The 25,681-nt window shown below is 59.2% G+C and carries 27 protein-coding genes; 15 read left to right on the top strand and 12 right to left on the bottom strand.

Annotated elements, in window-relative coordinates; translation table 11 throughout:
• Positions 1–2 precede the first annotated feature (2 nt).
• Complete coding sequence (locus tag QFX16_RS00425; RefSeq protein ID WP_283182395.1) at positions 3–1,304, top strand: c-type cytochrome; 1,302 nt, start codon at positions 3–5, stop codon at positions 1,302–1,304.
• A 103-nt stretch (positions 1,305–1,407) separates the two neighbouring features.
• Here QFX16_RS00425 and QFX16_RS00420 read toward each other — a convergent pair whose 3' ends face one another.
• A complete protein-coding gene (locus QFX16_RS00420) occupies positions 1,408–1,713 on the bottom strand; it encodes a hypothetical protein (protein ID WP_283182394.1) in 306 nt (101 codons plus the stop codon).
• A gap of 230 nt (positions 1,714–1,943) precedes the next feature.
• Here QFX16_RS00420 and QFX16_RS00415 point away from each other — a divergent pair, with 230 nt between their 5' ends.
• The 3 genes from QFX16_RS00415 (at position 1,944) to QFX16_RS00405 (ending at position 5,597) form a co-directional block, all read left to right on the top strand.
• Complete coding sequence (locus QFX16_RS00415) at positions 1,944–3,002, top strand: PA0069 family radical SAM protein (protein ID WP_123367399.1); 1,059 nt, start codon at positions 1,944–1,946, stop codon at positions 3,000–3,002.
• A gap of 243 nt (positions 3,003–3,245) precedes the next feature.
• A complete protein-coding gene (locus QFX16_RS00410) occupies positions 3,246–3,977 on the top strand; it encodes a carbonic anhydrase (RefSeq protein WP_056738405.1) in 732 nt (243 codons plus the stop codon).
• Positions 3,978–4,067: 90 nt separating this feature from the next.
• Positions 4,068–5,597: a SulP family inorganic anion transporter gene (locus tag QFX16_RS00405; RefSeq protein WP_283182393.1), complete on the top strand. Its 1,530-nt coding sequence runs from the start codon at positions 4,068–4,070 to the stop codon at positions 5,595–5,597.
• A 44-nt stretch (positions 5,598–5,641) separates the two neighbouring features.
• Here QFX16_RS00405 and QFX16_RS00400 read toward each other — a convergent pair whose 3' ends face one another.
• Positions 5,642–6,292 carry a hypothetical protein gene (locus QFX16_RS00400; protein ID WP_283182392.1) on the bottom strand — a complete coding sequence of 217 codons (651 nt, stop codon included), beginning with the start codon at positions 6,290–6,292 and terminating at the stop codon, positions 5,642–5,644.
• A 371-nt stretch (positions 6,293–6,663) separates the two neighbouring features.
• Here QFX16_RS00400 and coxB point away from each other — a divergent pair, with 371 nt between their 5' ends.
• The 4 genes from coxB (at position 6,664) to QFX16_RS00380 (ending at position 11,000) form a co-directional block, all read left to right on the top strand.
• The gene (coxB, locus tag QFX16_RS00395; RefSeq protein WP_283182391.1) at positions 6,664–7,791 is read left to right on the top strand and encodes a cytochrome c oxidase subunit II; all 1,128 of its coding nucleotides are present in this window, start codon (positions 6,664–6,666) and stop codon (positions 7,789–7,791) included.
• Positions 7,792–7,873: 82 nt separating this feature from the next.
• A complete protein-coding gene (ctaD, locus tag QFX16_RS00390) occupies positions 7,874–9,466 on the top strand; it encodes a cytochrome c oxidase subunit I (protein ID WP_283182390.1) in 1,593 nt (530 codons plus the stop codon).
• Between the two features lie 55 nt (positions 9,467–9,521).
• Positions 9,522–10,079 carry a cytochrome c oxidase assembly protein gene (locus tag QFX16_RS00385; RefSeq protein WP_150657828.1) on the top strand — a complete coding sequence of 186 codons (558 nt, stop codon included), beginning with the start codon at positions 9,522–9,524 and terminating at the stop codon, positions 10,077–10,079.
• Between the two features lie 33 nt (positions 10,080–10,112).
• Positions 10,113–11,000, top strand: coding sequence for a cytochrome c oxidase subunit 3 (locus QFX16_RS00380; RefSeq protein WP_283182389.1), 888 nt, complete (start codon positions 10,113–10,115; stop codon positions 10,998–11,000).
• Positions 11,001–11,003: 3 nt separating this feature from the next.
• Here QFX16_RS00380 and QFX16_RS00375 read toward each other — a convergent pair whose 3' ends face one another.
• Entirely contained in the window at positions 11,004–11,207 is a 204-nt protein-coding gene (locus QFX16_RS00375) for a twin transmembrane helix small protein (RefSeq protein ID WP_283182388.1), read from the bottom strand.
• A gap of 70 nt (positions 11,208–11,277) precedes the next feature.
• Here QFX16_RS00375 and QFX16_RS00370 point away from each other — a divergent pair, with 70 nt between their 5' ends.
• The 5 genes from QFX16_RS00370 to QFX16_RS00350 are packed head-to-tail and all read left to right on the top strand — an operon-like array spanning position 11,278 to position 15,186.
• Positions 11,278–12,018, top strand: a complete 741-nt coding sequence (locus QFX16_RS00370) for an SURF1 family protein (RefSeq protein WP_283182387.1) — start codon at positions 11,278–11,280, stop codon at positions 12,016–12,018.
• Positions 11,984–12,577 carry a PA_0111/PP_0108 family redox-active disulfide protein gene (locus QFX16_RS00365; RefSeq protein WP_095127244.1) on the top strand — a complete coding sequence of 198 codons (594 nt, stop codon included), beginning with the start codon at positions 11,984–11,986 and terminating at the stop codon, positions 12,575–12,577. The genes QFX16_RS00370 and QFX16_RS00365 overlap by 35 nt, the downstream gene beginning before the upstream one ends.
• 10 nt (positions 12,578–12,587) lie before the next feature.
• Positions 12,588–13,667, top strand: coding sequence for a COX15/CtaA family protein (locus tag QFX16_RS00360; RefSeq protein ID WP_283182386.1), 1,080 nt, complete (start codon positions 12,588–12,590; stop codon positions 13,665–13,667).
• Entirely contained in the window at positions 13,655–14,554 is a 900-nt protein-coding gene (gene cyoE, locus QFX16_RS00355; protein ID WP_008152463.1) for a heme o synthase, read from the top strand. The genes QFX16_RS00360 and cyoE overlap by 13 nt, the downstream gene beginning before the upstream one ends.
• Positions 14,551–15,186 (top strand): SCO family protein, encoded by a 636-nt coding sequence (locus QFX16_RS00350; RefSeq protein ID WP_283182385.1) that lies wholly within the window; start codon positions 14,551–14,553, stop codon positions 15,184–15,186. Before cyoE ends, QFX16_RS00350 begins: the two co-directional genes overlap by 4 nt.
• A 148-nt stretch (positions 15,187–15,334) precedes the next feature.
• Here the strand turns inward: QFX16_RS00350 and QFX16_RS00345 are convergent, their stop codons facing one another.
• From QFX16_RS00345 to QFX16_RS00335, 3 genes are all read right to left on the bottom strand, one after another.
• Entirely contained in the window at positions 15,335–16,108 is a 774-nt protein-coding gene (locus tag QFX16_RS00345) for a MetQ/NlpA family ABC transporter substrate-binding protein (protein WP_283182384.1), read from the bottom strand.
• Between the two features lie 104 nt (positions 16,109–16,212).
• Positions 16,213–16,887, bottom strand: a complete 675-nt coding sequence (locus QFX16_RS00340) for a methionine ABC transporter permease (protein ID WP_149628620.1) — start codon at positions 16,885–16,887, stop codon at positions 16,213–16,215.
• Positions 16,887–17,894, bottom strand: coding sequence for a methionine ABC transporter ATP-binding protein (locus QFX16_RS00335; RefSeq protein ID WP_056738424.1), 1,008 nt, complete (start codon positions 17,892–17,894; stop codon positions 16,887–16,889). The genes QFX16_RS00340 and QFX16_RS00335 overlap by 1 nt, the downstream gene beginning before the upstream one ends.
• A 264-nt stretch (positions 17,895–18,158) precedes the next feature.
• Here QFX16_RS00335 and katE point away from each other — a divergent pair, with 264 nt between their 5' ends.
• On the top strand, positions 18,159–20,297 hold the full coding sequence (katE, locus tag QFX16_RS00330; protein ID WP_283182383.1) for a catalase HPII: 2,139 nt from the start codon (positions 18,159–18,161) through the stop codon (positions 20,295–20,297).
• 134 nt (positions 20,298–20,431) lie between these two features.
• Here the strand turns inward: katE and QFX16_RS00325 are convergent, their stop codons facing one another.
• From QFX16_RS00325 to zur, 4 genes are read right to left on the bottom strand one after another with little or no spacing between them, the layout of a single operon-like run.
• Positions 20,432–21,148: a PA5502 family lipoprotein gene (locus tag QFX16_RS00325; protein ID WP_283182382.1), complete on the bottom strand. Its 717-nt coding sequence runs from the start codon at positions 21,146–21,148 to the stop codon at positions 20,432–20,434.
• Between the two features lie 37 nt (positions 21,149–21,185).
• Positions 21,186–21,974 (bottom strand): zinc ABC transporter permease subunit ZnuB, encoded by a 789-nt coding sequence (znuB, locus tag QFX16_RS00320; RefSeq protein ID WP_046044875.1) that lies wholly within the window; start codon positions 21,972–21,974, stop codon positions 21,186–21,188.
• The gene (znuC, locus tag QFX16_RS00315; RefSeq protein WP_283182381.1) at positions 21,967–22,752 is read right to left on the bottom strand and encodes a zinc ABC transporter ATP-binding protein ZnuC; all 786 of its coding nucleotides are present in this window, start codon (positions 22,750–22,752) and stop codon (positions 21,967–21,969) included. The genes znuB and znuC overlap by 8 nt, the downstream gene beginning before the upstream one ends.
• On the bottom strand, positions 22,752–23,234 hold the full coding sequence (zur, locus tag QFX16_RS00310) for a zinc uptake transcriptional repressor Zur (protein WP_033059798.1): 483 nt from the start codon (positions 23,232–23,234) through the stop codon (positions 22,752–22,754). The genes znuC and zur overlap by 1 nt, the downstream gene beginning before the upstream one ends.
• A 66-nt stretch (positions 23,235–23,300) precedes the next feature.
• Here zur and QFX16_RS00305 point away from each other — a divergent pair, with 66 nt between their 5' ends.
• Positions 23,301–24,218 (top strand): zinc ABC transporter substrate-binding protein, encoded by a 918-nt coding sequence (locus tag QFX16_RS00305; protein WP_283182380.1) that lies wholly within the window; start codon positions 23,301–23,303, stop codon positions 24,216–24,218.
• A 117-nt stretch (positions 24,219–24,335) separates the two neighbouring features.
• On the opposite strand, the gene QFX16_RS00300 is transcribed toward QFX16_RS00305, so the two are convergent.
• Complete coding sequence (locus QFX16_RS00300; protein WP_283182379.1) at positions 24,336–25,286, bottom strand: homoserine kinase; 951 nt, start codon at positions 25,284–25,286, stop codon at positions 24,336–24,338.
• Between the two features lie 58 nt (positions 25,287–25,344).
• A complete protein-coding gene (locus QFX16_RS00295; protein WP_046055305.1) occupies positions 25,345–25,635 on the bottom strand; it encodes a DUF2782 domain-containing protein in 291 nt (96 codons plus the stop codon).
• Between the last annotated feature and the right edge of the window lie 46 nt (positions 25,636–25,681).

Raw genomic sequence — 25,681 nt, 5'->3', positions numbered from 1 at the left:
CCATGAAAGCACTTGTTATCGCGACCCTGGCGCTGCTCGGTTGTGGCTCGATCAACGCCGCTGAAATCGATCAAAACCTGATCAAACAAGGCGAGTACCTCGCCCGAGCGGGTGACTGCGTGGCCTGCCACACCGCCAAGGATGGCAAGCCGTTCGCCGGTGGTCTGCCGATGGAAACGCCGATCGGGACGATCTACTCCACCAATATCACGCCGGATAAAACCGGCCTGGGCGACTACGGCTTCGAAGACTTCGACAAAGCCGTGCGCCATGGTGTCGCCAAAAACGGTAGTACCTTGTACCCGGCGATGCCCTATCCGTCCTACGCCAGCGTCAACGAAATCGACATGAAAGCCTTGTACGCCTACTTCATGCACGGCGTGGCGCCTGTCGCTCAGGAGAACAAGGCCAGCGATATTCCCTGGCCTTTGAGCATGCGCTGGCCGCTTGCGGGCTGGCGCTGGATGTTTGCCCCGGCTGTGGCGGACTACAAAGCAGCACCCGGCGAAGATGCGGTGGTCAGTCGTGGGGCTTATCTGGTGGAAGGACTCGGACATTGCGGCGCGTGCCATACGCCGCGTGCCCTGACCATGCAGGAAAAAGCCCTGAATGCAGGCGAAGGCAGCGCATTTCTGTCAGGCAGTGCGCCGCTTGAAGGCTGGATCGCGAAAAGTCTGCGGGGCGATCACAAAGACGGCCTCGGCAGCTGGAGCGAAGAACAACTGGTGCAGTTCCTCAAAACCGGTCGCAGTGATCGCAGCGCAGTGTTTGGTGGCATGAGTGATGTGGTGACGCACAGCATGCAGTACATGACCGACAACGATCTGACCGCGATTACCCGTTACCTCAAGTCTTTGCCGGCGAATGATCCCAATGATCAGCCGCACCAGTACGACAGACAGGTCGCACAAGCGCTGTGGAACGGGGACGACAGCAAGCCAGGCGCTTCGGTGTACATCGACAACTGCGCGGCCTGCCACCGTACCGATGGTCATGGCTACACCAAAGTGTTCCCGGCGCTGGCAGGCAACCCGGTGTTGCAGTCGCAGGATCCGACGTCGCTGATTCACATCGTGCTCAAGGGCGGTACGCTGCCCGCGACTCACACGGCGCCTTCGACCTTTACCATGCCGGGATTCGCCTGGCGCTTGTCGGATCAGGAAGTGGCGGATGTGGTGAGTTTCATTGCCACTAGTTGGGGAAATAAAGGTGCCACTGTTAAAGCCAGTGATGTAATGGCGTTAAGGGAAGACGATATGAAAACGACTGCGAATGATGACATTGGCCAAGCGACGACTCATTAAAGCAACATGAAAAAGCGGTCCGGAAACTCCGTACCGCTTTTTAAGTGTCAGTTACAACCTACCGCGCACTCAATACTTACCTACTGGCTGCGCTCAATCGCGATTACGGATTGACGATCTTCGAATAGGCACTCGCCAAGGCCAGCAGAACGGCCTTGTCTTGTGCGTCGATGTCACCATCACCGTCCACATCAGCATGGGCGGCCCCCATGGTGAAAGTCATGCCGCCGTCGTTCGATACGGCCTCGCGAGTGCTCGAGTCCAGCAGAGCGTAAGTGACCGCACGGTTTTCCGGATCGTAACCCTCTTCCTTTAGTGCAAACTGCATGGAAACCCGAACTTCTTTTGGACTAACAATAGACGCCCGCATCAGTTGCAGAAAAATACCACGACGATTGTAATTCGACATTAATTAATTCCATTTAATAGTTAAACACGACAACTTCGTGTGAGACGGATATTACTAATATCCCTCACAAACACGCTACTCGTTATATGTATCTCGTAATGACGAATATTTAACCTGACCGTAAAACACAAAGAGCGAAGTTGTTTTTCGAATGATCGAGCGCCGAACGGCACTGGCCGATTCCGCCGAGCCCCTGTACTGTACGAACATACAGCTAAAGGACCTTGTCGATGCCTACTCCCCTGCCACCTCGCGGCCGCGGCACCGCCACCAACCCGCACAACCGCTTCGCGCCGAATCGCTCGGTGGCCGAGGATGACGGCTGGTATCAGGAAGCGCCGATTACCCAAGGCACCGAGGTGCGCATCGAAACGGCGAAAACCATCATCACTCGCAACAACTCGCCGGACTTGCCCTTCGATCGTTCGATCAATCCCTATCGCGGCTGCGAGCACGGTTGCATCTATTGCTACGCGCGGCCCAGCCACGCTTATTGGGACATGTCGCCAGGGCTGGATTTCGAAACCAAACTGATCGCCAAGACCAACGCCGCCGATGTGCTGGAAGAACAACTGTCCAAGCGCGGCTATCAATGCGCGCCGATCAATCTGGGCTCCAATACGGACCCTTATCAACCGATCGAACGCGAACACAAAATCACCCGCAAAACCCTCGAAGTGCTGCTTCGCTATCGCCATCCCGTGACCATCATAACCAAGGGCTCGCTGATTCTTCGGGATCTGGACCTGCTGGTCGAACTCGCCGAGCAAAGGCTGGTGGCGGTGATGATCAGCCTCACCACCCTGGACGATGAGCTCAAACGCATCCTCGAACCGCGCGCCGCTGCACCCAAGGCTCGGTTGCGGGCGATCCGCGTGATGCGTGAAGCGGGAATTCCGGTTGGTGTTCTGTGCTCGCCGATGATTCCGATGATCAACGACAGCGAACTCGAAAGCCTGCTCACCGAGGCTCATGCCGCAGGGGCGCAAAGTGCGGCCTATATGATGCTGCGCCTGCCGCTGGAAGTTGCGCCGCTGTTCGAAGAATGGCTGGCAGCCCACTATCCTCAGCGTGCCGCTCATGTGTTGAGCCTGATTCGTCAGAGCCGTGGTGGCGAGCTCTACGACAGTCGCTTCGGTGCCAGGATGCGTGGCGAAGGGCCGTTTGCCGATCTGCTGGCGCAACGCTTTGCCAAAACCATCAAACGTCTGGGGCTCAATCGTCGGGAAGGTTTCAATCTGGACTGCGAAGCCTTCTGTCCGCCGGGTCGCCAGATGTCGTTGATTTGAGGACATTTGGCCTATGATTGAGTAGTGTGAAATGCACTTTGCCACTACACCGGTCACGTTTTTTGTGACCTGGAACACACGTTCTAGAGCGTTTTATTCAGTTTGAGTTAAGTTTCGACCGCTACCTTGTTCATCGAGTGACTGACGGGTCGATATTCTCGGCCTGGATGTTTTTTAAACAGCCACTGGCTTTACACCGGACAAAACGGGAAAATTCCCTGACTCCGCCAAAGAGGATGAATCATGAGTGACAAGGATAAACAGCCGTTGGCTGCGTCGGCTTCAGCCCAACCGGAGGCGGAAACCGCCGATGCAGCGCTGCAGCATATCGTTGACGGCTTTTTGCATTTTCATCACGAGGTTTTTCCACAGCAGGAAGAACTCTTCAAAAAACTCGCCACGGCCCAGAGCCCCAGAGCGATGTTCATCGCCTGCGCCGATTCGCGCATCGTTCCTGAGCTGATCACCCAAAGCTCCCCTGGCGACCTGTTCGTGACCCGTAACGTCGGCAACGTTGTGCCGCCATATGGGCAAATGAACGGCGGTGTTTCCACGGCAATCGAATACGCCGTTCTGGCCCTCGGCGTGCAACACATCATCATCTGCGGGCACTCTGACTGTGGCGCGATGCGCGCAGTGCTCAACCCACAAAGCCTGGAAAAAATGCCGACGGTCAAAGCCTGGTTGCGTCATGCCGAAGTGGCAAAAACCATGGTCCAGGAAAACTGCCATTGCGCTGACGAAAACGAAAGCATGCACGTCCTCACCGAGGAGAATGTGATCGCTCAGCTGCAACATTTGCGCACGCACCCGTCGGTAGCCTCGCGCATGGCCAATGGTCAGCTGTTTATCCATGGTTGGATCTACAACATCGAAACCAGCGAAATCAGAGCTTACGACGCGGACAAGGGTTGTTTCCTGCCGCTCGATGGCAGCCATCCGATTCCGGTGGCGACGCCCAAAGCGCGCTTCTAAATCCTCCTAAATCCCTGTGTGGTTTAGCCAAGGCTGCCGATCAGGCAGCCTGGCTTCGCCACGCCTGAAGAAAACTTCGGGAGAGTCACCATGCGTGCTGCTCAACTTAAAGCTGTTCTGCCACGGGAGCTGCTGGCGTCCGTGGTTGTGTTTCTCGTCGCCCTGCCCTTGTGCATGGGCATCGCTATCGCCTCGGGGCTGCCGCCGTCCAAGGGTTTGATCACCGGGATCATCGGTGGCTTGGTGGTGGGCTGGATTGCCGGTTCGCCACTGCAAGTCAGCGGCCCGGCGGCCGGTTTGGCGGTTCTGGTGTTCGAACTGGTGCGCCAGCACGGTATCGCCATGCTCGGGCCAATCCTGCTGCTGGCCGGTTTTCTGCAACTGGTGGCTGGGCGTTTAAAGCTGGGCTGCTGGTTTCGGGTCACGGCGCCTGCGGTGGTGTACGGCATGCTCGCCGGAATTGGCGTGCTGATCGTGTTGTCACAGGTGCATGTGATGCTCGACGCCGTGCCCAAGCCTTCCGGGCTGGATAACCTGGCAGCCTTCCCGGCTGCCGTCGTGCAGGCCTTGCCCTCCTTGGGTTGGCAAGCCGGTTTGCTCGGACTGTCGACGATTGCGGTGATGTGGTTGTGGGAGAAATTCCGCCCCCATTCCCTGCGCTTCATTCCCGGCGCACTGCTTGGCGTAGGCCTGGCGACTGTCGCCAGCCTGGTGCTCGCCTTGCAGGTCAAACGAGTGGAAGTCCCAGCCAACCTGGCAGAAGCCATCGACTGGTTGAAACCTGCGGATCTGCTCAATCTGGCTGACCCGACGCTGCTCATTGCCGCATTTGCCGTGGCGTTTATCGCCAGCGCCGAAACCCTGCTCTCGGCCGCCGCGGTCGACCGCATGCACAGCGGCCAGCGTTCCGACTTCGACCGGGAATTGTCGGCTCAAGGCGTCGGCAACATGCTCTGTGGTCTGCTTGGCGCGCTACCAATGACCGGCGTGATCGTGCGCAGTTCGGCCAACGTCCAGGCGGGCGCCACCACGCGTCTGTCGGCGATCTTCCATGGCCTGTGGCTGCTGGCTTTCGTGTTGCTGCTGTCCAGCGTGCTGCAAAGCATTCCGGTAGCGAGCCTGGCGGGCGTTCTGGTTTATACCGGTTTTAAACTGGTCGACCTCAAGGCCTTCCGCGGTCTGGGCCGATATGGCCGGATGCCGATGTTCACCTACGCGGCGACCGCCCTGGCAATCATCTTCACCGACCTGCTGACCGGCGTGCTGATCGGCTTCGGCCTGACCTTGGCCAAACTGGCCTGGAAGGCTTCGCGTCTGAAAATCAGCCTGATCGATCTGCCCAAGGACGGCGAAATGGAACTGCGATTGATAGGTGCAGCGACCTTTCTCAAAGTGCCGGCGCTGACCCAGGTGCTGGGGACCATTCCGGCAGGCGCGACGGTCCATGTGCCGCTCAATAACCTGAGCTACATCGATCACTCGTGTCTGGAATTGCTGGAGGAATGGGGGCGGGCCAATGCGGCCAAGGGATCAAAACTGTTGATTGAAGCGCGGGGGTTGAAGCGCAGGTTGGAAGGGCGATTGCGGACCACGACGGGCGTCGGCTCCGCAGCCGCTTAAAAAAATCGCAGCCAATAGGCTGCGATTTCTTTAGGGGCAACTTATCAAGCCGCTGGCTGATCCAGCTCAAGGCCTACGCCCAATTGGCGCGACAGGCACGGCCAGCGCTTCCATGCAGCGCCGGTGTCCGGGCTGTTGAGTTTCTCGCGGTAGGCCTCGACGGAGTCCAGCGCGAAACTGTCTTCATTGAGCATCTCGTCCACGGCGTGATGCACCGCCTCATCCAGTTGATTGGCGAACTCCTCGCCGATCAGTTGGTGGGCAATCAGGTTGGCAACAGTCATGTCCAAGGGGATCAGTGGCTGGCCAAAATACTTGATGTACAGGTCATTGACCTCTTCGACCAGGCGGTGCGCCAGATAGGCTTCGTCCAGCAGGCTGTCCAGACCGACGTGACCGGCCATGATCGCCGGCGGCTGGAGGAAGAACTGCTCGGCGATTTTCAGCACCGGTTTGATCTGTGATTCGATACCCGCTTCCCTGGCGACTTCATTGGCTGCGTCCAGCAGGTCCGGCACTTGCTCTATATACGCGGCCACAAAACGCGTCATCACGCCGTTGGCGTCGACATCCGGCAATTGGATGGCGGAGTGAAGGTGTGGCAGTTGGGTTTCCAGCTGACGAGTCAGCAGGCCGGTTTCGGCTTCGTGTTGTTGGGCTTTTTGGATCTGCTCGCGCAATGCGGCGGTGTTCATGAAAACTCCAGGAAACAAAGGCAATGAAATAGGGAGGACATAACTTAGCTGGCATACGAAAAATGCTAAGACGCATTTGTCATAATTATTTCATCCTTGAGACATCAAAGTTATATCGGTTTGCCACCACTCGTCTGCATCCTTCTCCATTCGTGCCCTGGAACGCAAGTCCCAGCTGTTTCAGATGATTTACGCCATCACGTTGCGAGGTGGCGGTCGCTGTCTATACTCGGGTGGGAATGGAGTTAGCTGATGACGCCCGACTGCACACGCAGCAAGGCTCGGCGATTCAAGTTCGTAGTCTGAAAAAGCCGCTCCCTTGCCGCAGGTGAAAGCCGGCGGGATAACAAGAACGATAAGGGGAACCCGCAATGATGCGACATCCACATGTCTGGATGGGCCTCCTGTTGTGGTCGATTTTCAGTCCGGCACACGCCGAATGGGCTGTGAATATGGCGCCGGGAGCGACTGAAATCAGTCACGCAGTATTTGACCTGCACATGACCATTTTCTGGATCTGTGTAGTGATCGGCATCATCGTCTTCGGCGCCATGTTCTGGTCGATGATTCTCCACCGCCGCTCGACCGGGCAGGTGGCTGCAAAATTTCATGAAAGCACCACCGTTGAAATCCTCTGGACCATCGTGCCCTTCCTGATTCTGGTGGCCATGGCGGTTCCCGCGACTGCAACCCTGATCAAGATGTACGACGCCAGTGAGCCGGATATCGATATCCAGGTCACCGGTTATCAATGGAAGTGGCATTACAAATACCTGGGCCAGGACGTTGATTTCTTCAGCAACCTGAACACGCCCGCCGATCAGATCAACAACAAGGAAACCAAGGGCGAGCATTACCTGCTTGAGGTCGACAAGCCATTGGTGCTGCCGATCGGCGCCAAGGTGCGCTTCCTGGTGACCTCCGCCGACGTCATCCACTCCTGGTGGGTGCCGGCCTTTGCGGTCAAGCGCGATGCGATCCCGGGGTTCGTCAACGAAGCCTGGACCCGCGTTGACAAGCCCGGCATCTACCGCGGTCAATGCGCCGAATTATGCGGCAAGGACCACGGCTTCATGCCGATCGTGGTCGAGGTCAAGGAAAAGGCCGATTACGAAAAATGGCTGGCCGAGCGCAAGGCTGAAGCCCTGCAGCTTAAAGAGCTGACCAGCAAGGAATGGACCCTCGACGAACTCAAGGAGCGCGGCGACAAGGTTTATCACACCACCTGCGTGGCCTGTCACCAGGCCGAAGGTCAGGGCTTGCCGCCGATGTTCCCGGCGCTCAAGGGCTCGAAAATCGCTACCGGACCGATCAAGGATCACTTGGGCATTGTCTTCCACGGCAAGCCCGGCACCTCCATGGCGGCGTTCGGCAAGCAACTCTCGGAAGTCGATATCGCAGCGGTCGTGACCTACGAACGTAACGCCTGGGGCAACAACAAGGGCGACATGGTCACCCCTAAAGAAGTGCTGGAGCTGAAACAGGCGGAAAGCAAATGACCCGGTCTATTGCGCACGTAAGGAACCAGTCGGGGCATCGCGTCCCGGCCTGCCCAGCCCATCTGTTTGCAGGAGACAGGACATGACTGCTGTCGTCGATGACCATGTTCATACCGGCACCGCCCACGCCCACGGCCCCGCCAAAGGCCTGATGCGCTGGGTGCTGACCACCAACCACAAGGATATCGGCACGCTATACCTGTGGTTCGCGTTCTCCATGTTCTTGCTCGGTGGCTCGTTCGCGATGGTGATTCGTGCCGAGTTGTTCCAACCGGGACTGCAAATCGTCCAGCCGGAGTTCTTCAACCAGATGACCACCATGCACGGTCTGGTGATGGTCTTCGGTGCGGTGATGCCAGCGTTCGTCGGCCTCGCCAACTGGATGATTCCGTTGATGATCGGCGCGCCGGACATGGCCCTGCCACGGATGAACAACTTCAGCTTCTGGCTGTTGCCGGCAGCATTCATCCTGCTGGTATCGACCCTGTTCACCCCCGGCGGTGGACCGAACTTCGGCTGGACGTTCTACGCCCCGCTGTCGACGACCTACGCACCGGAAAGCGTGACCTTCTTCATCTTCGCCATCCACTTGATGGGGATCAGTTCGATCATGGGCGCGATCAACGTGATCGCCACCATCCTCAACCTGCGCGCCCCCGGCATGACGTTGATGAAAATGCCGCTGTTCGTCTGGACCTGGCTGATTACCGCGTTCCTGCTGATCGCGGTGATGCCGGTACTGGCCGGCTGCGTGACGATGATGCTGATGGACATCCACTTCGGCACCAGCTTCTTCAGTGCCGCCGGTGGCGGTGACCCGGTGTTGTTCCAGCACGTGTTCTGGTTCTTCGGTCACCCCGAGGTGTACATCATGATCCTGCCGGCCTTCGGTGCCGTCAGCTCGATCATTCCGGCCTTCTCACGCAAACCGCTGTTTGGCTACACCTCGATGGTCTATGCGACGGCGAGTATCGCGTTCCTGTCGTTCATCGTCTGGGCGCACCACATGTTCGTGGTTGGCATTCCATTGGTGGGCGAGTTGTTCTTCATGTACGCCACGTTGCTGATCGCCGTACCCACCGGGGTCAAGGTGTTCAACTGGGCCAGCACCATGTGGCAAGGCTCGCTGACCTTCGAGACACCGATGCTGTTTGCGGTGGCGTTCGTGATCCTGTTTTCCATCGGAGGTTTCTCCGGGTTGATGCTGGCCATCGCACCGGCGGACTTCCAGTACCAGGACACCTACTTCGTGGTCGCGCACTTCCACTATGTACTGGTACCGGGGGCGATCTTCGGGATCTTCGCCTCGGCCTACTACTGGCTGCCGAAATGGACCGGTCACATGTACGACGAAACCCTCGGCAAGCTGCACTTCTGGCTGTCGTTCATCGGCATGAACATGGCGTTCTTCCCGATGCACTTCGTGGGGCTGGCGGGCATGCCGCGGCGGATTCCCGACTACAACCTGCAATTCGCCGACTTCAACATGGTGTCGTCGATCGGTGCGTTCATGTTCGGCGCCACGCAGATCTTCTTCCTGTTCATCGTGATCAAGACCATCCGTGGCGGCGAGCCGGCACCGGCCAAACCGTGGGATGGGGCCGAAGGCCTGGAATGGAGTATTCCGTCACCGGCGCCGTATCACACCTTCACCACGCCGCCGGAAGTGAAATGACTGTGGGAGCGGCGGTGCGGCGCTCCCACATGGGTTTTTGTGGAGGGCTTGTATCGTGGCTGACTCTATTTCTTTGAAGAAGCTGGTCACGCGCCTGCTGCTGGTGGTGGTGGCGATGTTTGTCTTCGGGTTTGCCCTGGTGCCGATCTACGACGTGATGTGCAAAGCGTTCGGCATCAACGGCAAGACCGGCGGGCAGTATGAGGGCGAACAAACGGTCGACACCTCGCGGCAAGTCCGCGTGCAGTTTCTGTCGACCAATTCCGCCGACATGTCTTGGGACTTCTATCCCAAGGGCGACGAACTGGTGGCGAATCCGGGAGCGGTGAACGAGATGATTTTCATCGCCCATAACCCGACCGATCGCCCGATGAGCGCCCAGGCGGTTCCGAGCATCGCGCCCAGCGCGGCGGCGGCGTACTTCCACAAGACCGAATGTTTCTGCTTTACCCAGCAAGTGCTGCAGCCCGGTCAACGGATCGAGATGCCGGTACGTTTCATCGTTGACCGTGACATGCCCAAGGATGTGAAGCACCTGACGCTTTCCTACACGCTGTTCGATATCACCGCACGTCATCCACCCGCGGCTGTTGCTGCAAATACCGGTGGCTAGGCGTTAAAGCGTGCCCGATAAGGAGAACAATAAATGGCAATTCATGAACATTATTACGTACCGGCCCAGAGCAAATGGCCGATCATTGCCACGGTCGGTATGTTCGTCACCGTGCTCGGCCTGGCCACCTGGTTCAACGACCTGAAGGCGGCGCGGCCGGAATCCCACGGCCCACTGATCTTTTTCGTCGGCAGCCTGCTGCTCGCCTACATGCTGTTCGGCTGGTTCGGCACGGTGATCAAGGAAAGTCGCCAGGGGTTGTACAGTGCGCAGATGGATCGCTCGTTCCGCTGGGGCATGAGCTGGTTCATCTTCTCGGAGGTGATGTTCTTCATCGCCTTCTTCGGGGCACTGTTTTATGTACGCAACATCACTGGCCCGTCACTGGGCGGTGAAGGCGCCAAAGGCCTCGCCCACATGCTCTGGCCGACGTTCGAATTCACCTGGCCGTTGCTGAATAACCCGGACCCGAAACTCTTTCCCGCCCCCAAGGATGTCATCAGCCCGTGGGGCCTGCCGCTGCTCAATACCGTGCTGCTGGTGAGTTCCAGCGTCACCGTGACCATCGCCCACCACGCCTTGAAAAAGGGCCATCGCGGCGCACTGAAAATCTGGCTGGCGCTGACCGTATTGCTCGGTTGCGCGTTCCTCGGCTTCCAGGCCGAAGAGTACATCCACGCTTACAAGGAACTGGGCCTGACCCTGGGTTCCGGGATCTACGGCGCGACCTTCTTCATGCTCACCGGCTTCCACGGCGCCCACGTGACCATGGGCACCATCATCCTGTTTGTAATGCTGATGCGGATCATGCGCGGGCATTTCGATGCCGATCACCAATTCGGATTTGAGGCCGCGAGCTGGTACTGGCACTTCGTAGACGTGGTGTGGATCGGACTATTCGTTTTCGTCTACGTGCTCTGAGGCTTACCAAGGCACGTTTGAAACCAGCTGGCCGCTGAGAAACCCCCAGGCAATCAAGCCGACGGTGATGGCGGCCAGCGCGACACGAACACTCAAGGCAATGACGAGGCGGTTCGAGCTGCTGTCGTCCTTGACCAGAAAAAACAGGCCGCTGAACAGGCTGACAACCGTGGCAATCAGCATCAGGACGATGGCTGCTTTGAGCATGGTGAGACTCCAGGGGAAAGGCGATGCACTTGAGTATAGCTATCGCGACTACCGACTTTCTGGCGACGCCATGAAGCGTTTCCGGCCGGGCATCGTGCCGACCCTGGTGGTCGCGGTGTTGTTGCCCATGCTGGTGTCACTCGGGTTCTGGCAATTGAGCCGGGGCGCAGAGAAAAGCGCGCTGTTGCAAAGCTACACCGAGCGCCGTGCCGCCGAACCAATGGCCAGCACCGAGCTGCAATCCACCGCAGATCCGGCCTTCCGCCGGGTTCACCTGCACGGCCAGTTCGATGCCGCACACAGCCTGTTGCTGGATAACCGTCAGCGCGACGGCAAGGTTGGCGTCGAACTGCTGCAACCGTTTCAGGATCAGGCGACCGGGCTCTGGCTGCTGGTCAATCGCGGCTGGCTGCCGTGGCCGGATCGCCGCACCCCACCGCAATTCACTACACCGACTCAGGCCTTGAGCCTCGTTGCCTGGGTCTACGTCTCCCCCGGCGCCACTTTCCAGTTGCACGCCGACCCGAACACCACGACCTGGCCACAACTGATCACCGCGGTCGAACCGGCCAGGCTCTGGACGGCGCTGGATCGCGAAGGTTTTGCCTACGAATTACGCGCAGAAAGCGGTCCCGCGACTTACCAGGCTGACTGGCCAGTAATCGCCATGGGACCGGAAAAACACCTGGCTTATGCCGTGCAGTGGTTCGCCATGTCGATCGCCCTGTTCGGCCTCTATCTCTATCTCGGCTGGCACAACGCAAAGGAGAAACACCATGGGAGCGGCCATGAATCCACCCAGCATGTCTGAAGCGAAAACGCCGGCGAGTCGGCGTAAAGGTCGCTTGCAGTTACTGCTGATCCTGCTCGGGGTGATCGGTCCGATGATCCTCGCCACCGGCATGTACAAATTGCAGTTCTGGGTGCCGGAAGGTCGCAGCTATCACGGCGAACTGATCGGCAACGGCCAGACCCGCGCCGATCTCGGCGTGCAGGCGCAGGAGGATCGTTGGCAGATACTGGTGACCGCGCCCAAGGATTGCTCGGTGGACTGCCAGCAACTGGTGTACCTGGCGCGGCAGATCCAGATCGGCCTCGGCCGTGATGCCGGGCGCGCCAGTCACGCCTTGGCCGCGGCACAACCGCTGAGCAGTGAATACGACGCCAAGCTGACGCGCGAGTATCCTCAATTACAGCGTTATCCCCTGAATTTGACCGACTTCCATAAGACCGCCGGCGACCAGTCAGTGCCACAGCTGTGGATCATCGATCCGCATGGCAATCTGGTGCTGCGCTACGACCCGACGGTGAAGGGTAAGGATCTGCTCAACGACCTGCGCCATTTGCTGAAACTGTCGAACATCGGATAAGGGCATCGTCATGGCCAAACCTGGATTTCGCCTCGCGCTGTTTGCCACCTTGCTGGCACTGATTGTGGTGTTGCTCGGCGCCTACACCCGCCTGACCCACGCCGGCCTCGGCTGCCCGGACTGGCCGGGTTGCTATGGCTTTATCAGCGTGCCGAAAAGCGAAGTTCAATTGGCCCATGCCGAACTGCATTTTCCCGACGCTCCCGTCGAAGCCCATAAGGGCTGGAACGAGATGGTTCACCGCTACTTCGCCGGCGCGCTGGGGCTGCTGATCTCGGTATTGGCCGGCCGCGCCTGGGTTCATCGTCGTCACCCGGGGCAGCCAGTGAAGTTGCCGTTGTTCCTGCTGGCGGTGGTGATTGCCCAAGCGGCATTCGGCATGTGGACGGTAACGCTCAAGCTCTGGCCGCAAGTGGTCACCGGGCATTTGCTCGGCGGCTTTGCGACGTTGAGCCTGCTGTTTTTGCTGACGTTGCGATTGTCCGGCGTGTTGCCGGCGCTGACCGTACCACGGCGTTTGCAGTACTGGGCGACCGCCGGGTTGCTGCTGGTGATTCTGCAAATTGCCTTGGGTGGATGGGTCAGTTCCAACTACGCGGCGGTGGCCTGTATCGACTTCCCGACCTGTCATGGGCAATGGCTGCCGCCTGCGGACTTCGCCAACGGTTTTCACCTGACCCAACACATCGGCCCCAATTACCTCGGCGGGCAACTGGACAGCGATGCCCGCACCGCCATTCACCTGACTCACCGCATAGGCGCATTGTTAGTGACGCTGGTGCTGCTCGGGTTGGCGTGGCAACTGAAGGTGGTCGGCATGACGCGGCTGGCCGGGTTGGTGCTGATCGCCCTCGCCGCACAAATCACCCTCGGCATCAGCAATGTGCTGTTTCACCTGCCACTGCCAGTGGCCGTCGCGCACAACGCGGGCGGCGCGGCACTGTTGCTGACGATGGTGCTGGTCAATTATCACGCGCGAACCAGTCTGGTTCGGGTCAAGCAGCAACCCCCTGCACGCTGGCGGTTCAGCCCGCGTAAACACTCAGCCGGGCCCATAACAATAAAAGGAGAGATGCCATGGCGACTCTGATCGGCGCACGTCACAGTCAGGCGATCTGGCGTGACTACCTGGAGCTGACCAAGCCGAAAGTGGTGGTGCTGATGCTCATCACCTCGCTGGTCGGCATGTTCCTCGCGACCCGCGCCGGGGTGCCGTGGACGGTGCTGGTGTTCGGCAATCTGGGGATCGCCTTGTGTGCCGGTGGTGCGGCAGCCGTCAATCATGTGGTAGACCGGCGCATCGATGCGGTCATGGCCCGCACGCACAAACGTCCCTTGGCCGAAGGTCGAGTGTCACCGGCGGCCGCGCTGACGTTTGCCTTGGTGTTGGCGGTACTTGGGCAAGCCATACTGCTGGCCTTCACCAATCCACTGACGGCGTGGCTGACCCTGGCCTCGCTGCTCGGCTACGCGGTGGTCTACACCGGCTTCCTGAAACGCGCGACACCGCAAAACATCGTCATCGGCGGATTGGCCGGCGCCGCCCCGCCGCTGCTCGGCTGGACCGCCGCCACTGGGCATGTCAGCGCCGAACCCTTGCTATTGGTGCTGATTATCTTCGCCTGGACCCCACCGCACTTCTGGGCCCTGGCCATTCACCGCAAAGAGGAATACGCCAAGGCTGACATCCCGATGCTGCCGGTGACCCATGGCGAGCACTACACCAAGGTCCACATCCTGCTTTATACCTTCGCGCTGCTGGCCGTGAGCTTGATGCCGTACGTGATCCACATGAGCGGTGTGCTTTACCTGATTTGCGCGCTGGGACTTGGCGCGAGGTTTCTGCAATGGGCCGTGGTGCTGTACCGTGGCACTCGGCCGCACGCGGCGATCAACACCTTCAAGTACTCTATTTACTACTTGTTCCTGCTGTTTATCGCGCTGCTCGTAGATCACTACTTACTGTTGAACCTATGACTCGAACCCAGAAAACCGTCTTCATCCTCGTCGCCCTGATCGCGCTGGTCCTGGGCCTGACCATTAACAAAGTGCTGTCCGGAAAAGGCCAGGGCGACCCGACGGCTCTGATCGATGCCGGGATCATTCTGCTGCCGCAAAGCCGCAACCTGCCGAACGTGACGATGACCGATCAGGACGGCAAACCAGTGGCGGTCAACGAGCTGAAAGACAAATGGTCGCTGCTGTTCTTCGGCTACACCTTCTGCCCGGACATCTGCCCGACCACCCTCGCCCAGTTGCGTCAGATCAAGAGCGAACTGCCGCCAGAGGCTGTGGATAAGTTGCAGATCATTCTGGTCAGCGTCGACCCGAATCGCGATACGCCCCAGCAGCTCAAGCAGTACTTGGGCTACTTCGATCCTCAGTTCAAAGGGCTGACGGCTTCGTCGGTTGAAGACATCCAGAAACTGGCCAACGCGGTGAGTATTCCGTTCATTCCAGCGGACACCAGCAAACCGAATTACACCGTTGACCACAGCGGCAACCTGGCGGTGATCGGGCCGGACGGGACGCAGCGTGGGTTCATTCGGGCGCCGTTGAACAACGTGAAATTGGTGGCACAGTTGCCGGTGATGCTAAACCGTAACTAAGCACCACGCCCCCTGTAGGAGCCAGGCTTGCCGGCGAAGGCGCCCGTAAGACCGCCTTCGCCGGCAAGCCTGGCTCCTACAGGTTGGTGTTTCAGGCATAAAAAATGGGGCGCATTCGATGCGCCCCATTTTTCGTTAACGCTTCAGATCAAAACGCTGGCAATACCGCGCCTTTGTACTTCTCGAGGATGAAGGCTTTCACTTCCGGGCTGTGCAGGGCAGCAATCAGCTTCTTCATCGCTTCGCTGTCCTTGTCGTCTGGACGGGCAACGAGGATGTTCACGTAAGGCGAGTCGTTGCCTTCGATGACCAGCGCGTCCTTGGACGGATCAAGCTTGGCTTCCAGCGCGTAGTTGGTGTTGATCAGTGCCAGGTCGACCTGGGTCAGCACGCGCGGGATGGTCGCGGCTTCCAGTTCACGGAATTTCAGGTCCTTGGAGTTCTCGGTGATGTCCTTGACGGTCGCGAGGATGTTGTTCGAATCCTTCAACTTGATCAGGCCAGCCTTCGCCAGCAGCAACAGCGCACGGCCGCCGTTGGTGGCGTCGTTCGGGATCACCACGTTGGCGCCGCCTGGCAGCTCGGTCAGCGCTTTGTACTTGCTGGAGTAAGCGCCCAGCGGTTCCAGGTGCACGCCGGCAACGGCCACCAGATTGGTGCCCTTGGCCTTGTTGAATTCGTCGAGGTACGGCTGGTGCTGGAAGAAATTGGCGTCCAGACGTTTTTCGGCCACCTGCACGTTCGGCTGGATGTAGTCGGTGAAGACTTTGACCCTCAGGTCCACGCCTTCTTTGGCCAGGGCCGGTTTAACGAATTCGAGGATTTCTGCGTGCGGAACCGGGGTAGCCGCGACGGTCAGGGTTTCATCGGCCTGAGCAGAGAACGCTGCAACTGTTGCGAGCGCTACGAGTAGTTTTTTCATTCAGCTAACTCCTTGTGGGCGCCCGCTTGCGGTGCCCGTTTGAGGCGCCTGAATTCGGCGCCTGCCAGCGAATGGCCGGCTCAATTGTCATTTACGAGAACTGTTTATTTCCTGGAGAAATGGACAACCAGTTTGTCGCCAACGGTTTGCAGAACCTGAACGATCACCAGCAGCAACATCACCGTCACGACCATCACATCAGGCTGGAAACGCTGGTAACCGAAACGGATCGCTAGGTCGCCCAAACCACCCGCGCCGACCACACCCGCCATCGCCGTGTAGGACACCAGTGTAATGGCTGTCACTGTAATCGCCGCGAAGATGCCCGGGCGGGCTTCCGGCAGCAAGGCATTGGTGATGATCTGCCGCGTGGTCGCGCCCATGGCCTGGGTTGCCTCGATGATGCCGCGATCCACTTCACGCAGGGCGGTTTCCACCAGTCGCGCAAAGAATGGCGTAGCGCCCACCACCAGCGGCGGAATCGCACCGGCGACACCGAGGGACGTACCGGTGATCAACACCGTGAACGGAATCATCACAATCAGCAGAATGATGAACGGCAGCGAACGCAGGATGTTCACCGCCAGCGACAGCATCGCGTAGACGCCTTTGGCTTCCAGCAACTGACGCGGGCTGCAGAGGAACAACAGCACGCCCAGGGGCAGGCCGAGCAAAACGGTGAACAACAGCGAACCGAAGAGCATCAGAAAGGTATCGCCGGTGGCCAGCCAGATTTCGAACCAGTCGATGTTGACGAAGAAACTTGCCAGGACTTCCATCAGCGCAGCACCTCCATGTGGACGTCAGCTGCGGTGAAGTGGGCGAACGCCGCTTCCATGTCGCCACCGGTAACGGCCAGGGTCAACTGCCCGTAGGGCACGTCTTTGATGCGGTCGATACGACCGGCCAGGATGCTGTAGTCCACACCCGTTTCACGAGCGACAGTGCCCAGTAGCGGTGCGTAGGTCGCTTCGCCCTGAAAGGTCAGACGCACGATGCGGCCCGGCACGTGAGCGAAGTCGTCGCGCTGTTCGCTTTCGTCGATCTGCTCGTCTTCTTGCACGAAGCGCTTGGTGGTCGGGTGCTTCGGATGCAGGAACACCTCGGCTACCGAACCTTGCTCGACGATCACGCCAGCGTCCATCACCGCGACCTGGTCGCAGACCCGGCGGATCACGTCCATCTCGTGGGTAATCAACACGATGGTCAGCTTCAGTTCGCGATTGATCTCGGCCAGCAATTGCAGGACCGACGCAGTGGTCTGCGGGTCCAGTGCGCTGGTGGCTTCGTCGCACAGCAGGATTTTCGGCTTGGTTGCCAGGGCGCGGGCGATGCCGACGCGCTGCTTCTGGCCACCGGACAACTGCGCCGGGTACTTCTTGGCGTGGTCAGACAGGCCGACCCGCTTCAGCAACTCGGCCACACGCCGGTCAATCTCACTGCGGGACAGCTCACCGGCCAGGGTCAATGGCAGCGCGACGTTGTCGGCCACGGTCTTGGACGCCAGCAAGTTGAAGTGCTGGAAAATCATCCCGACTTGCTGACGGAAGCGTCGCAGGCTGTTGGCGTCGAGCGCAGTGACTTCTTCGCCGTCGACGAATATCTTGCCGCCACTGGACTCTTCAAGGCGATTGATCAGACGCAGCAGGGTACTTTTTCCCGCACCGGAATGGCCGATCAAACCGAAGACCTGACCGTTCTCAATCGTCAGACTGGTCGGATGCAGGGCGGGAATATCCTTACCGGCGACGCGGTAGGTTTTGTGGACGTTTTGAAACTCGATCACGTAGCGAACCTTGTGGGGCGCGTTGGAAAAGGATCAGCGGTTAGCCGGGCGCGCATTTTAGCCTGTCCGTATAGAGGTTATTAGCATTTATTCCGCATTCAACCTTCCATTTGGCAATAACGCGATCAAAGGTTAGAAAAAAGGAACGGCGCAAAACGTCATCAGTCACTAATTAGGCAACTCGAAAACGCCCCCGGTCCGTGCCTGGGGTATTTGCTCAAGAGTCCTGGCTACGGCGGGAATCGCAACGAGGAGTTTTGTCTGATGAGTACTAAAAAACCTGCCGCAACCAAAAGCGCACTGGCCGGGACCGATACCCCGGACCGCGGTAACACCAATGCCAAGCTCGACAGCCTGGAGCAATTTCGCTCCGACGCCACTGAACAGGCCCTGCGCACCAACCAGGGCGTGAAAGTCTCGGACAACCAGAACACGTTGAAAGCCGGCGCCCGCGGGCCATCGTTGCTGGAAGATTTCATCATGCGTGAAAAGATCACGCACTTTGACCATGAACGCATTCCCGAGCGCATCGTCCACGCCCGCGGCACCGGTGCTCACGGCTACTTCCAGAGCTATGAAACCCATTCCGTGCTGACCAAGGCCGGGTTCCTACAAGACCCAAGCCAAAAAACCCCGGTCTTCGTCCGCTTCTCCACGGTGCAGGGCCCTCGTGGGTCGGGCGATACCGTGCGGGACGTACGAGGTTTCGCGGTGAAGTTTTTCACCGACGAAGGCAACTTCGACTTAGTGGGCAACAACATGCCGGTGTTTTTCATTCAGGATGCGATCAAATTTCCTGACTTCGTGCACGCGGTGAAACCCGAGCCGCACAATGAGATACCCACCGGTGGCTCAGCTCACGATACCTTTTGGGATTTTGTCTCTCTGGTACCAGAGTCGGCGCACATGGTGATCTGGACCATGTCCGACCGGGCGATCCCGAAAAGCCTGCGCAGCATGCAAGGCTTCGGCGTGCACACCTTCCGCCTGATCAATGCCGAAGGTAAATCGCGCTTCGTCAAATTCCACTGGCGCCCCACGGCCGGGACCTGTTCGCTGGTGTGGGATGAAGCGCAGAAACTCGCCGGTAAAGACACGGATTACCACCGTCGCGATCTCTGGGAGTCGATCGAGATGGGCGACTACCCACAATGGGAACTGGGCGTACAGATCATCGAGGAGGAGAACGAACATAAATTCGACTTCGACATCCTCGACCCGACCAAGCTGATTCCGGAAGAACTGGTGCCGATCACCCCACTGGGCAAAATGACCCTCAACCGCAACCCCGACAACTTCTTCGCCGAAACCGAACAGGTTGCCTTCTGCCCTGGGCATATCGTGCCGGGGATCGACTTTTCCAACGATCCATTGCTGCAAGGTCGACTGTTTTCCTACACCGATACGCAAATCAGCCGACTTGGCGGGCCGAACTTTCACGAGATCCCGATCAACCGCCCGGTCGCACCGTTCCACAATGGTCAACGGGATGCGCTGCATCGCACCACCATCGACAAGGGCCGCGCGTCCTACGAGCCAAACTCCATTGATAGCGGTTGGCCAAAAGAAACGCCGCCGGCAGCCCAGGATGGCGGCTTCGAAAGTTATCCAGAGCGCATTGACGCCAACAAGATCCGTCAGCGCAGCGAATCATTCAGCGACCATTTCTCCCAGGCGCGGCTGTTTTACCACAGCATGAGCAAGCACGAGCAGGAGCACATCATCTCGGCTTACAGCTTCGAGCTGGGCAAGGTTGAGCGGGAGTTCATCCGCGCGCGCCAGGTGAATGAGATTCTGGCCAACATCGATCTGGAACTGGCTAAACGCGTGGCGCAGAACCTGGGGTTGCCAGCGCCCAAAGCCGGGACGATCGAAGTACGCAAAACCTCACTGGATCGCTCGCCGGCCCTGAGCCAGGCCAACTTGCTGCCGGCGGATATCAAAACCCGCAAAGTGGCAATCCTGGCAGCCAATGGCGTCGATGGTGCAGCGATTGATGCCATGAAGAAAGCGCTGAAGGCCGAAGGTGCGCACGCCAAACTGCTCGGTCCGACTTCTGCTCCTGTGACCACCGCCGATGGCAAAGCATTGCCGGTCGATGCGTCGATGGAAGGCTTGCCTTCGGTGGCGTTCGATGCGGTGTTTGTGCCCGGTGGCGCGGCGTCGATCAAGGCGTTGAGCACTGACGGGGTGGCGCTGCATTATCTGTTGGAGGCATACAAGCACTTGAAGGCGATTGCGCTGCAGGGCGAGGCCAAACAGTTGCTGGATGTGTTGAAACTCGAGGCTGATGCGGGGTTGATCGTGGGTACGGATGCGAAGTTGATCAAACCGTTTTTTGCCGCGATCGGGCAGCATCGGGTGTGGGACAGGGAGCCTAAGGCCAAGGCGATTCCGGCTTAAAGATTTGTATTGATAGGGAGGACGCTATCGCGAGCAAGCTCGCTCCCACAGGATTCGGAGCTGATCACAGAAGTGTGAACACCCCGATTCACTGTGGGAGCGAGCTTGCTCCGGGCGGCGATCCGACGATGCTTTTAGGGCTTACGCGGACTCAGAACCATCTGCGCCGGAACGTTGCGCAGAATCTGCTTCTCCAGATTCAGGTCAAAATCCGCATCGAGTTTCTTCACGCGCTTGGTCAGCAACGTGGTCAACCAAGGGAAGTCCTGGGTGCGTGGCGCCTGAATACTCACGTCGCACTGGTAATTCACCACATCGGCGGCGATCGCATCCAGTTGACGACGAAGCTTGGTCATATCAGTCAGGTTCAATGCAACTGTGGTGCTTTCAGCCGTCGGATCAATGACCTTGGCCTGTGGCTTGGCTTCGGCAGCCATGAGCGCAGCTTCGGCTCTATCCAGCTCGGCTTTGCGGGCATTGACGATGGCGTTGTTGACCCCGCCAGTCAGCGCCGGAGCCTTGGGCATCAACGCCCGGGCACGGCTCAGCGCCGTGGCAGCCGCATTCACATCACCTTTTTGCAGCACGATCTGGCTGCGGCGCAGATAGGCTTCGGCCAGTTGCCGCTGGTATTGCTCAAGGGATTGATCGTTGGGCGACTCGGCCTGCAAGGCAGCGAGTTGATCTTCAGCAGTCGCCAGTTCGCTGCTGGCTAGGCTTTGTTGCAGCTGCGCGATGGCCGTGGCCCGTGCACCGGTAGCCTCGGTGGCCGCCGGTGGCGTGCTTTGGCAAGCGCCCAGTAGCAGCGAAAATGCGACAAGGAGCAGATAACGGGAGGCGAACGGCTTCATTCCTGCGACTCTCTATTTGCGCAAAAAACGAGCAAGTCTACACCCCTCGACGGGGCAGGACAAAACTCAGCAGAAACAGTGCGGCGGCTGTCACAACAATCGATGGGCCCGCCGGGGTGTCCTTGAACCACGACAACGCCAACCCACCACAGACCGCGAGCATGCCCAGCAGGCTCGCGCCCAGTGCCATCTGCTCCGGTGACCGGGCGTGACGTTGTGCCGCAGCCGCCGGGATGATCAGCAAGGACGTAATCAGCAACACACCGACGATTTTCATCGCCACCGCGATCACCACAGCGATCAGCAACATCAGGGTCAAGCGCAACGCCGCCACCGGCAGGCCTTCAACCCTGGCCAGTTCTTCATGCACCGTGATTGCCAGCAATGGCCGCCACAACGTCACCAGCAAGGCCAGAACGGCCGCGCTGCCACCGAGTATCCAGGCCAGATCGGTCGGGCTGATCGCCAGCAAGTCGCCGAAAAGATAAGCCATCAGGTCGATCCGCACTTCGTGCATGAAGCTTAGTACGACCAAACCCAAAGAGAGCGTGCTCGGTGCGAGAATTCCCAAAAGCGTGTCGGACGCCAGCGGTTGGCGCTGTTGCAACGTCACCAGCAACACCGCCAACAGCAGACAGCCTACGGTGACCGCAACGGTAGGGCTGACATCCAGCAGAAAACCCAGCGCCACGCCGAGCAGCGCGGCATGGGAAAGGGTGTCGCCGAAATAGGCCATGCGCCGCCAGACCACGAACGAACCCAACGGGCCCGCGACCAACGCCAGGGCCAGGCCTGCAAGCAGGGCGTAGAGCAGAAAATCAGCCATGCTTGCAGCTATCTCCGTGAACGTGGGTAGGGGCCGACGGGGCGGCGCTGACCACCGAGCCATGCAGGTCATGGGCGTGGTCGTGATGGTGGTGATAAATCGCCAGGCTTTGTGCGTTCTTTCCGAACAGCTCGACGAAAGCCGGATCACCGCTGACCTGCTCGGGATGCCCGGAGCAGCAAACGTGACGGTTGAGGCAGACCACCTGGTCGGTGGTGCTCATCACCAGATGCAGGTCGTGCGACACCATCAACACGCCGCAGCCGTGGCGGTCGCGCAATCGTGTGATCAGGCTGTAGAGCTCGGCCTGACCGGCCACATCGACGCCTTGCACAGGTTCATCGAGTACCAGCAGTTCCGGCTCACGCAGCAATGCCCGGGCCAGCAGCACCCGCTGCATTTCGCCACCGGAAACACTTTGCACCGGGCTGTCGATCACCTGTTCGGCGCCGACTTCCTTGAGTGCCGCCAAGGCCATGGCGCGGTCCACGCCCGGTACCAGACGCAAGAAGCGCAGCACCGACAGCGGCAGCGTCGGATCGACGTGAAGTTTTTGCGGCATGTAACCGACCCGCAGTTTCGGCTTGCGCCACACGCTGCCGCTGTCCGGTTTCAACAGACCGAGTACAGCGCGCACCAGCGTGGTCTTGCCGGCGCCGTTAGGGCCGATCAGGGTGACGATCTGCCCGGGCTCGACGCTCAGCTCGATGTTATCCAGCACGATTTGCCCGGCAAAGGTGACGGCAACCTGCTCGAGGCGGATCAGCGCGTTGCTCATCAAACCCCCTGGCAACCTGAGCAGAGGCCGACCACTTCAACGGTCTGGCCTTCGACGACAAATCCGACATCCTTGGCGCTACTGATGATCGCGTCGCTGATGGATTTCTGTTCGAGCTCGATGGCGGCGTGGCATTCGCGGCAAATCAGGAACTGGCCCTGGTGGGCGTGTCCCGGGTGATTGCAGCCGACGAAGGCGTTCAGGGAGGAGATGCGGTGTACCAGGCCGTTTTCCAGCAGGAAGTCCAGCGCACGGTACACGGTCGGCGGCGCGGCGCGGCGGCCGTCCTGCTCGCTGAGCACCGCGAGAATGTCGTAGGCACCCAACGGTTTGTGGCTTTGCCAGACCAGTTCCAGCACCCGCCGGCGCAAGGCGGTCAGGCGCAAGCCTTGACGTGCGCACAGAGCATCGGCCTCAGACAATGCGCTATGGACGCAATGAGAGTGGTCGTGGGGACGGCTGGCAATCGGTGTTTTAGGCATGAGCGGCGACGAGTTTTGTGAGAGACGTTATTATGTTACCCGTTCTCACCTCTTCGAGTGGTCATCGTGTCCCGACTTTTTTCTATCTTTGTCGCATTTGTCGCAAGTTTTCTGCTGATCAGTTCAGCGCACGCCGAAGTCAAAGTTCTCGCCAGTATCAAGCCTCTACAGCTGATCGCCGCGGCGGTGCAGGACGGCGTGACGATTCCGGAAGTCTTGCTGCCGCCTGGTGCCTCGCCTCATAACTATGCCTTGCGCCCATCCGATGTACGGAAGGTGCAATCGGTGGATCTGGTTTACTGGATCGGTCCGGGCATGGAAGGTTTCCTGCCCCGCGTGCTGAATGGTCGTACGCTGCCCAGTGTCGCCGTGCAGGATTTACCGGGCTTGAAACTGCGACATTTCGCCGAAGATAGCCAGTCCCATGAAGAAGCCGACGAACATGATCACGACCACCGTCCCGGCAGTCTGGACTCGCACTTGTGGCTTTCGCCGGTCAACGCCCGTGTTATCGCCACAAAAATGGCTGCTGACTTGAGTGCAGCCGATCCGGCCAATGCCGCGCGTTATCAGAGCAACCTCAAGGCGTTCGATGAGCGTCTGGATGCCATGGATCTTCGCTTGAAGGCGCGCCTGGCCGGCATCGCGGGCAAACCGTACTTCGTATTCCACGAGGCCTTCGACTACTTTGAAGACGCCTACGGCCTCAAGCACGCCGGCGTATTCAGCGTCGCCGCTGAGGTCCAGCCCGGCGCCCAGCACGTCGCGGCGATGCGCACTCGATTGCAGGAAGTCGGCAAAACCTGCGTGTTCAGCGAACCGCCTCTGCGTCCGCGCCTGGCGGAAACCCTGGTGGCGGGTCTACCGGTGAAGCTGGCGGAACTGGACGCGCTGGGCGGGTACACGCCGGCGACCGCTCAGGGGTATGAGCAGGTGTTGGAGAAGTTGGGGAATGATTTGGCGGGGTGTCTGGAGTCGTTGTAACCCAGACATTTGTGTCGCTCCATTCGCGAGCAGGCTCGCTCCCACATTGATCGATGCGAACACAGATTTTGTGTCCACTAAAGATCCCCTGTGGGAGCGAGCCTGCTCGCGAAGCTTTTAGAGCGCGAAAGGCAAATGAGTACTGACGTGCTGCCGCTGCGCCAGACGCTGCTGAAACTCCATCGGATCGTGAATCAGCACGTCCTGCCCGGCAAACGACTCGGCGGCGATCAACCGCGACAACCAGAACCGCACACACGCCACCCGCAGCATGGTCGGCCACAACTCCGCCTCGGCCGCCGTGAACGGTCGCAGCGCTGCATAAGCGCCAAGCAACGCCCTCGCCCGCGGCCCGTCGATCAACCCGCTCTCGCCCGAACACCAGTCGTTCAAGGCAATCGCCACGTCGTAGAGCATCGGCCCCGAACACGCGTTGTAGAAGTCGATCAACCCAGTCAGGTGAGTGCCTTCGAACATCGCGTTATCGCGGAACAGGTCGGCGTGGATATTGGCTCGCGGCAGCGCCAGAATTTTTGTCTTCTGCTGTGTGATTTCGTCCAGCGCCCGTTGCAGCAGATCGCTTTGCTCGGCATTGAGGTGCGACAGCAACTGCGTGCCCTCTTCCAGCATCCAGTCCAGGCCGCGATCGGTCTTGCGCTTGATCATGTTGGCCTGGGTTGCAAGGTGCAGATGGCCGAGCAACTCGCCCACCTGAGCGCAATGCTGCGCATTGGCCTCCTTGATGTGCTTGCCAGCCAGACGTGGCTGCAACAGCGCAGGTTTACCGGCCAGTTCGCGCAACGCGACGCCGTCGGTGGTGCGCAAGGCATAAGGCACTGGCAGGTCGGCGTTGTGTAGCACGTCGAGCAGTTCTATGAAGAACGGCATCTCCTGAACCGGACCACGCTCAACCAGGGTCAGGACAAATTCGCCCTGCTCCAGGCTGATGAAGAAATTGGTGTTTTCGCTACCAGCGGCAATCCCCTGGAAATCAAGCAGGCGGCCGAGCCCGTAAGGGGCGAGAAAGGTTTCCAGCTCGGGCCGAGCCAGTGGGGTGAACACAGACATGTTTGAACTGCCAGTACGGGCGCCGCTGCTTGAGCCAGCGCCGATTGAAATTAAGAAACTACTTCCACTCAAAAATCTTCCACGAAGGAATCAGCATATCCGGCTGATCCGAGCGGATGAAGTTTGCATCCGTTCCGTCCGCACGCACCAGAAAGTAAGGCGGTGCGCCCTTCGGTGTGACCTTGATCGCGTACAGGAAACCGTTTTGGCGGTACTCCTGGATGGTTTTATCCCCTTCCGTGCGGATAGTGACTTCCGGCTCCGGTGTCGGTGCATCGTCCGCCGCCATGACGGCCAACGGAACGGATGCAAACAACCCAGCCAGCAACAGGCGATTTAGTGTGCGCATGATAACCTTGTCCCTTTGTCGTCAACGGTCCCGCTATTCTAGCGCC

Source organism: Pseudomonas svalbardensis, assembly GCF_030053115.1.
In the GTDB taxonomy this organism is placed as follows: Bacteria; Pseudomonadota; Gammaproteobacteria; order Pseudomonadales; family Pseudomonadaceae; genus Aquipseudomonas; species Aquipseudomonas svalbardensis.
The sequence above is the reverse complement of the archived record's forward strand: the minus strand, read 5'-3'. Positions and strand labels throughout refer to the sequence as shown.

Coding starts and splice junctions, on each gene's coding strand:
- QFX16_RS00300 (WP_283182379.1), bottom strand. CDS start 25,286: ATGTCTGTGTTCACCCCACTGGCTCGGCCCGAGCTGGAAACCTTTCTC.
- znuB (WP_046044875.1), bottom strand. CDS start 21,974: ATGGCTGATTTTCTGCTCTACGCCCTGCTTGCAGGCCTGGCCCTGGCG.
- QFX16_RS00420 (WP_283182394.1), bottom strand. CDS start 1,713: ATGTCGAATTACAATCGTCGTGGTATTTTTCTGCAACTGATGCGGGCG.
- QFX16_RS00375 (WP_283182388.1), bottom strand. CDS start 11,207: ATGCTCAAAGCAGCCATCGTCCTGATGCTGATTGCCACGGTTGTCAGC.
- QFX16_RS00345 (WP_283182384.1), bottom strand. CDS start 16,108: ATGAAAAAACTACTCGTAGCGCTCGCAACAGTTGCAGCGTTCTCTGCT.
- ctaD (WP_283182390.1), top strand. CDS start 7,874: ATGACTGCTGTCGTCGATGACCATGTTCATACCGGCACCGCCCACGCC.
- QFX16_RS00360 (WP_283182386.1), top strand. CDS start 12,588: ATGGCCAAACCTGGATTTCGCCTCGCGCTGTTTGCCACCTTGCTGGCA.
- QFX16_RS00340 (WP_149628620.1), bottom strand. CDS start 16,887: ATGGAAGTCCTGGCAAGTTTCTTCGTCAACATCGACTGGTTCGAAATC.
- QFX16_RS00405 (WP_283182393.1), top strand. CDS start 4,068: ATGCGTGCTGCTCAACTTAAAGCTGTTCTGCCACGGGAGCTGCTGGCG.
- zur (WP_033059798.1), bottom strand. CDS start 23,234: ATGCCTAAAACACCGATTGCCAGCCGTCCCCACGACCACTCTCATTGC.
- QFX16_RS00295 (WP_046055305.1), bottom strand. CDS start 25,635: ATGCGCACACTAAATCGCCTGTTGCTGGCTGGGTTGTTTGCATCCGTT.
- QFX16_RS00400 (WP_283182392.1), bottom strand. CDS start 6,292: ATGAACACCGCCGCATTGCGCGAGCAGATCCAAAAAGCCCAACAACAC.
- QFX16_RS00365 (WP_095127244.1), top strand. CDS start 11,984: ATGGGAGCGGCCATGAATCCACCCAGCATGTCTGAAGCGAAAACGCCG.
- cyoE (WP_008152463.1), top strand. CDS start 13,655: ATGGCGACTCTGATCGGCGCACGTCACAGTCAGGCGATCTGGCGTGAC.
- QFX16_RS00370 (WP_283182387.1), top strand. CDS start 11,278: ATGAAGCGTTTCCGGCCGGGCATCGTGCCGACCCTGGTGGTCGCGGTG.
- QFX16_RS00410 (WP_056738405.1), top strand. CDS start 3,246: ATGAGTGACAAGGATAAACAGCCGTTGGCTGCGTCGGCTTCAGCCCAA.
- QFX16_RS00425 (WP_283182395.1), top strand. CDS start 3: ATGAAAGCACTTGTTATCGCGACCCTGGCGCTGCTCGGTTGTGGCTCG.
- QFX16_RS00325 (WP_283182382.1), bottom strand. CDS start 21,148: ATGAAGCCGTTCGCCTCCCGTTATCTGCTCCTTGTCGCATTTTCGCTG.
- coxB (WP_283182391.1), top strand. CDS start 6,664: ATGATGCGACATCCACATGTCTGGATGGGCCTCCTGTTGTGGTCGATT.
- QFX16_RS00350 (WP_283182385.1), top strand. CDS start 14,551: ATGACTCGAACCCAGAAAACCGTCTTCATCCTCGTCGCCCTGATCGCG.
- znuC (WP_283182381.1), bottom strand. CDS start 22,752: ATGAGCAACGCGCTGATCCGCCTCGAGCAGGTTGCCGTCACCTTTGCC.
- QFX16_RS00380 (WP_283182389.1), top strand. CDS start 10,113: ATGGCAATTCATGAACATTATTACGTACCGGCCCAGAGCAAATGGCCG.
- katE (WP_283182383.1), top strand. CDS start 18,159: ATGAGTACTAAAAAACCTGCCGCAACCAAAAGCGCACTGGCCGGGACC.
- QFX16_RS00415 (WP_123367399.1), top strand. CDS start 1,944: ATGCCTACTCCCCTGCCACCTCGCGGCCGCGGCACCGCCACCAACCCG.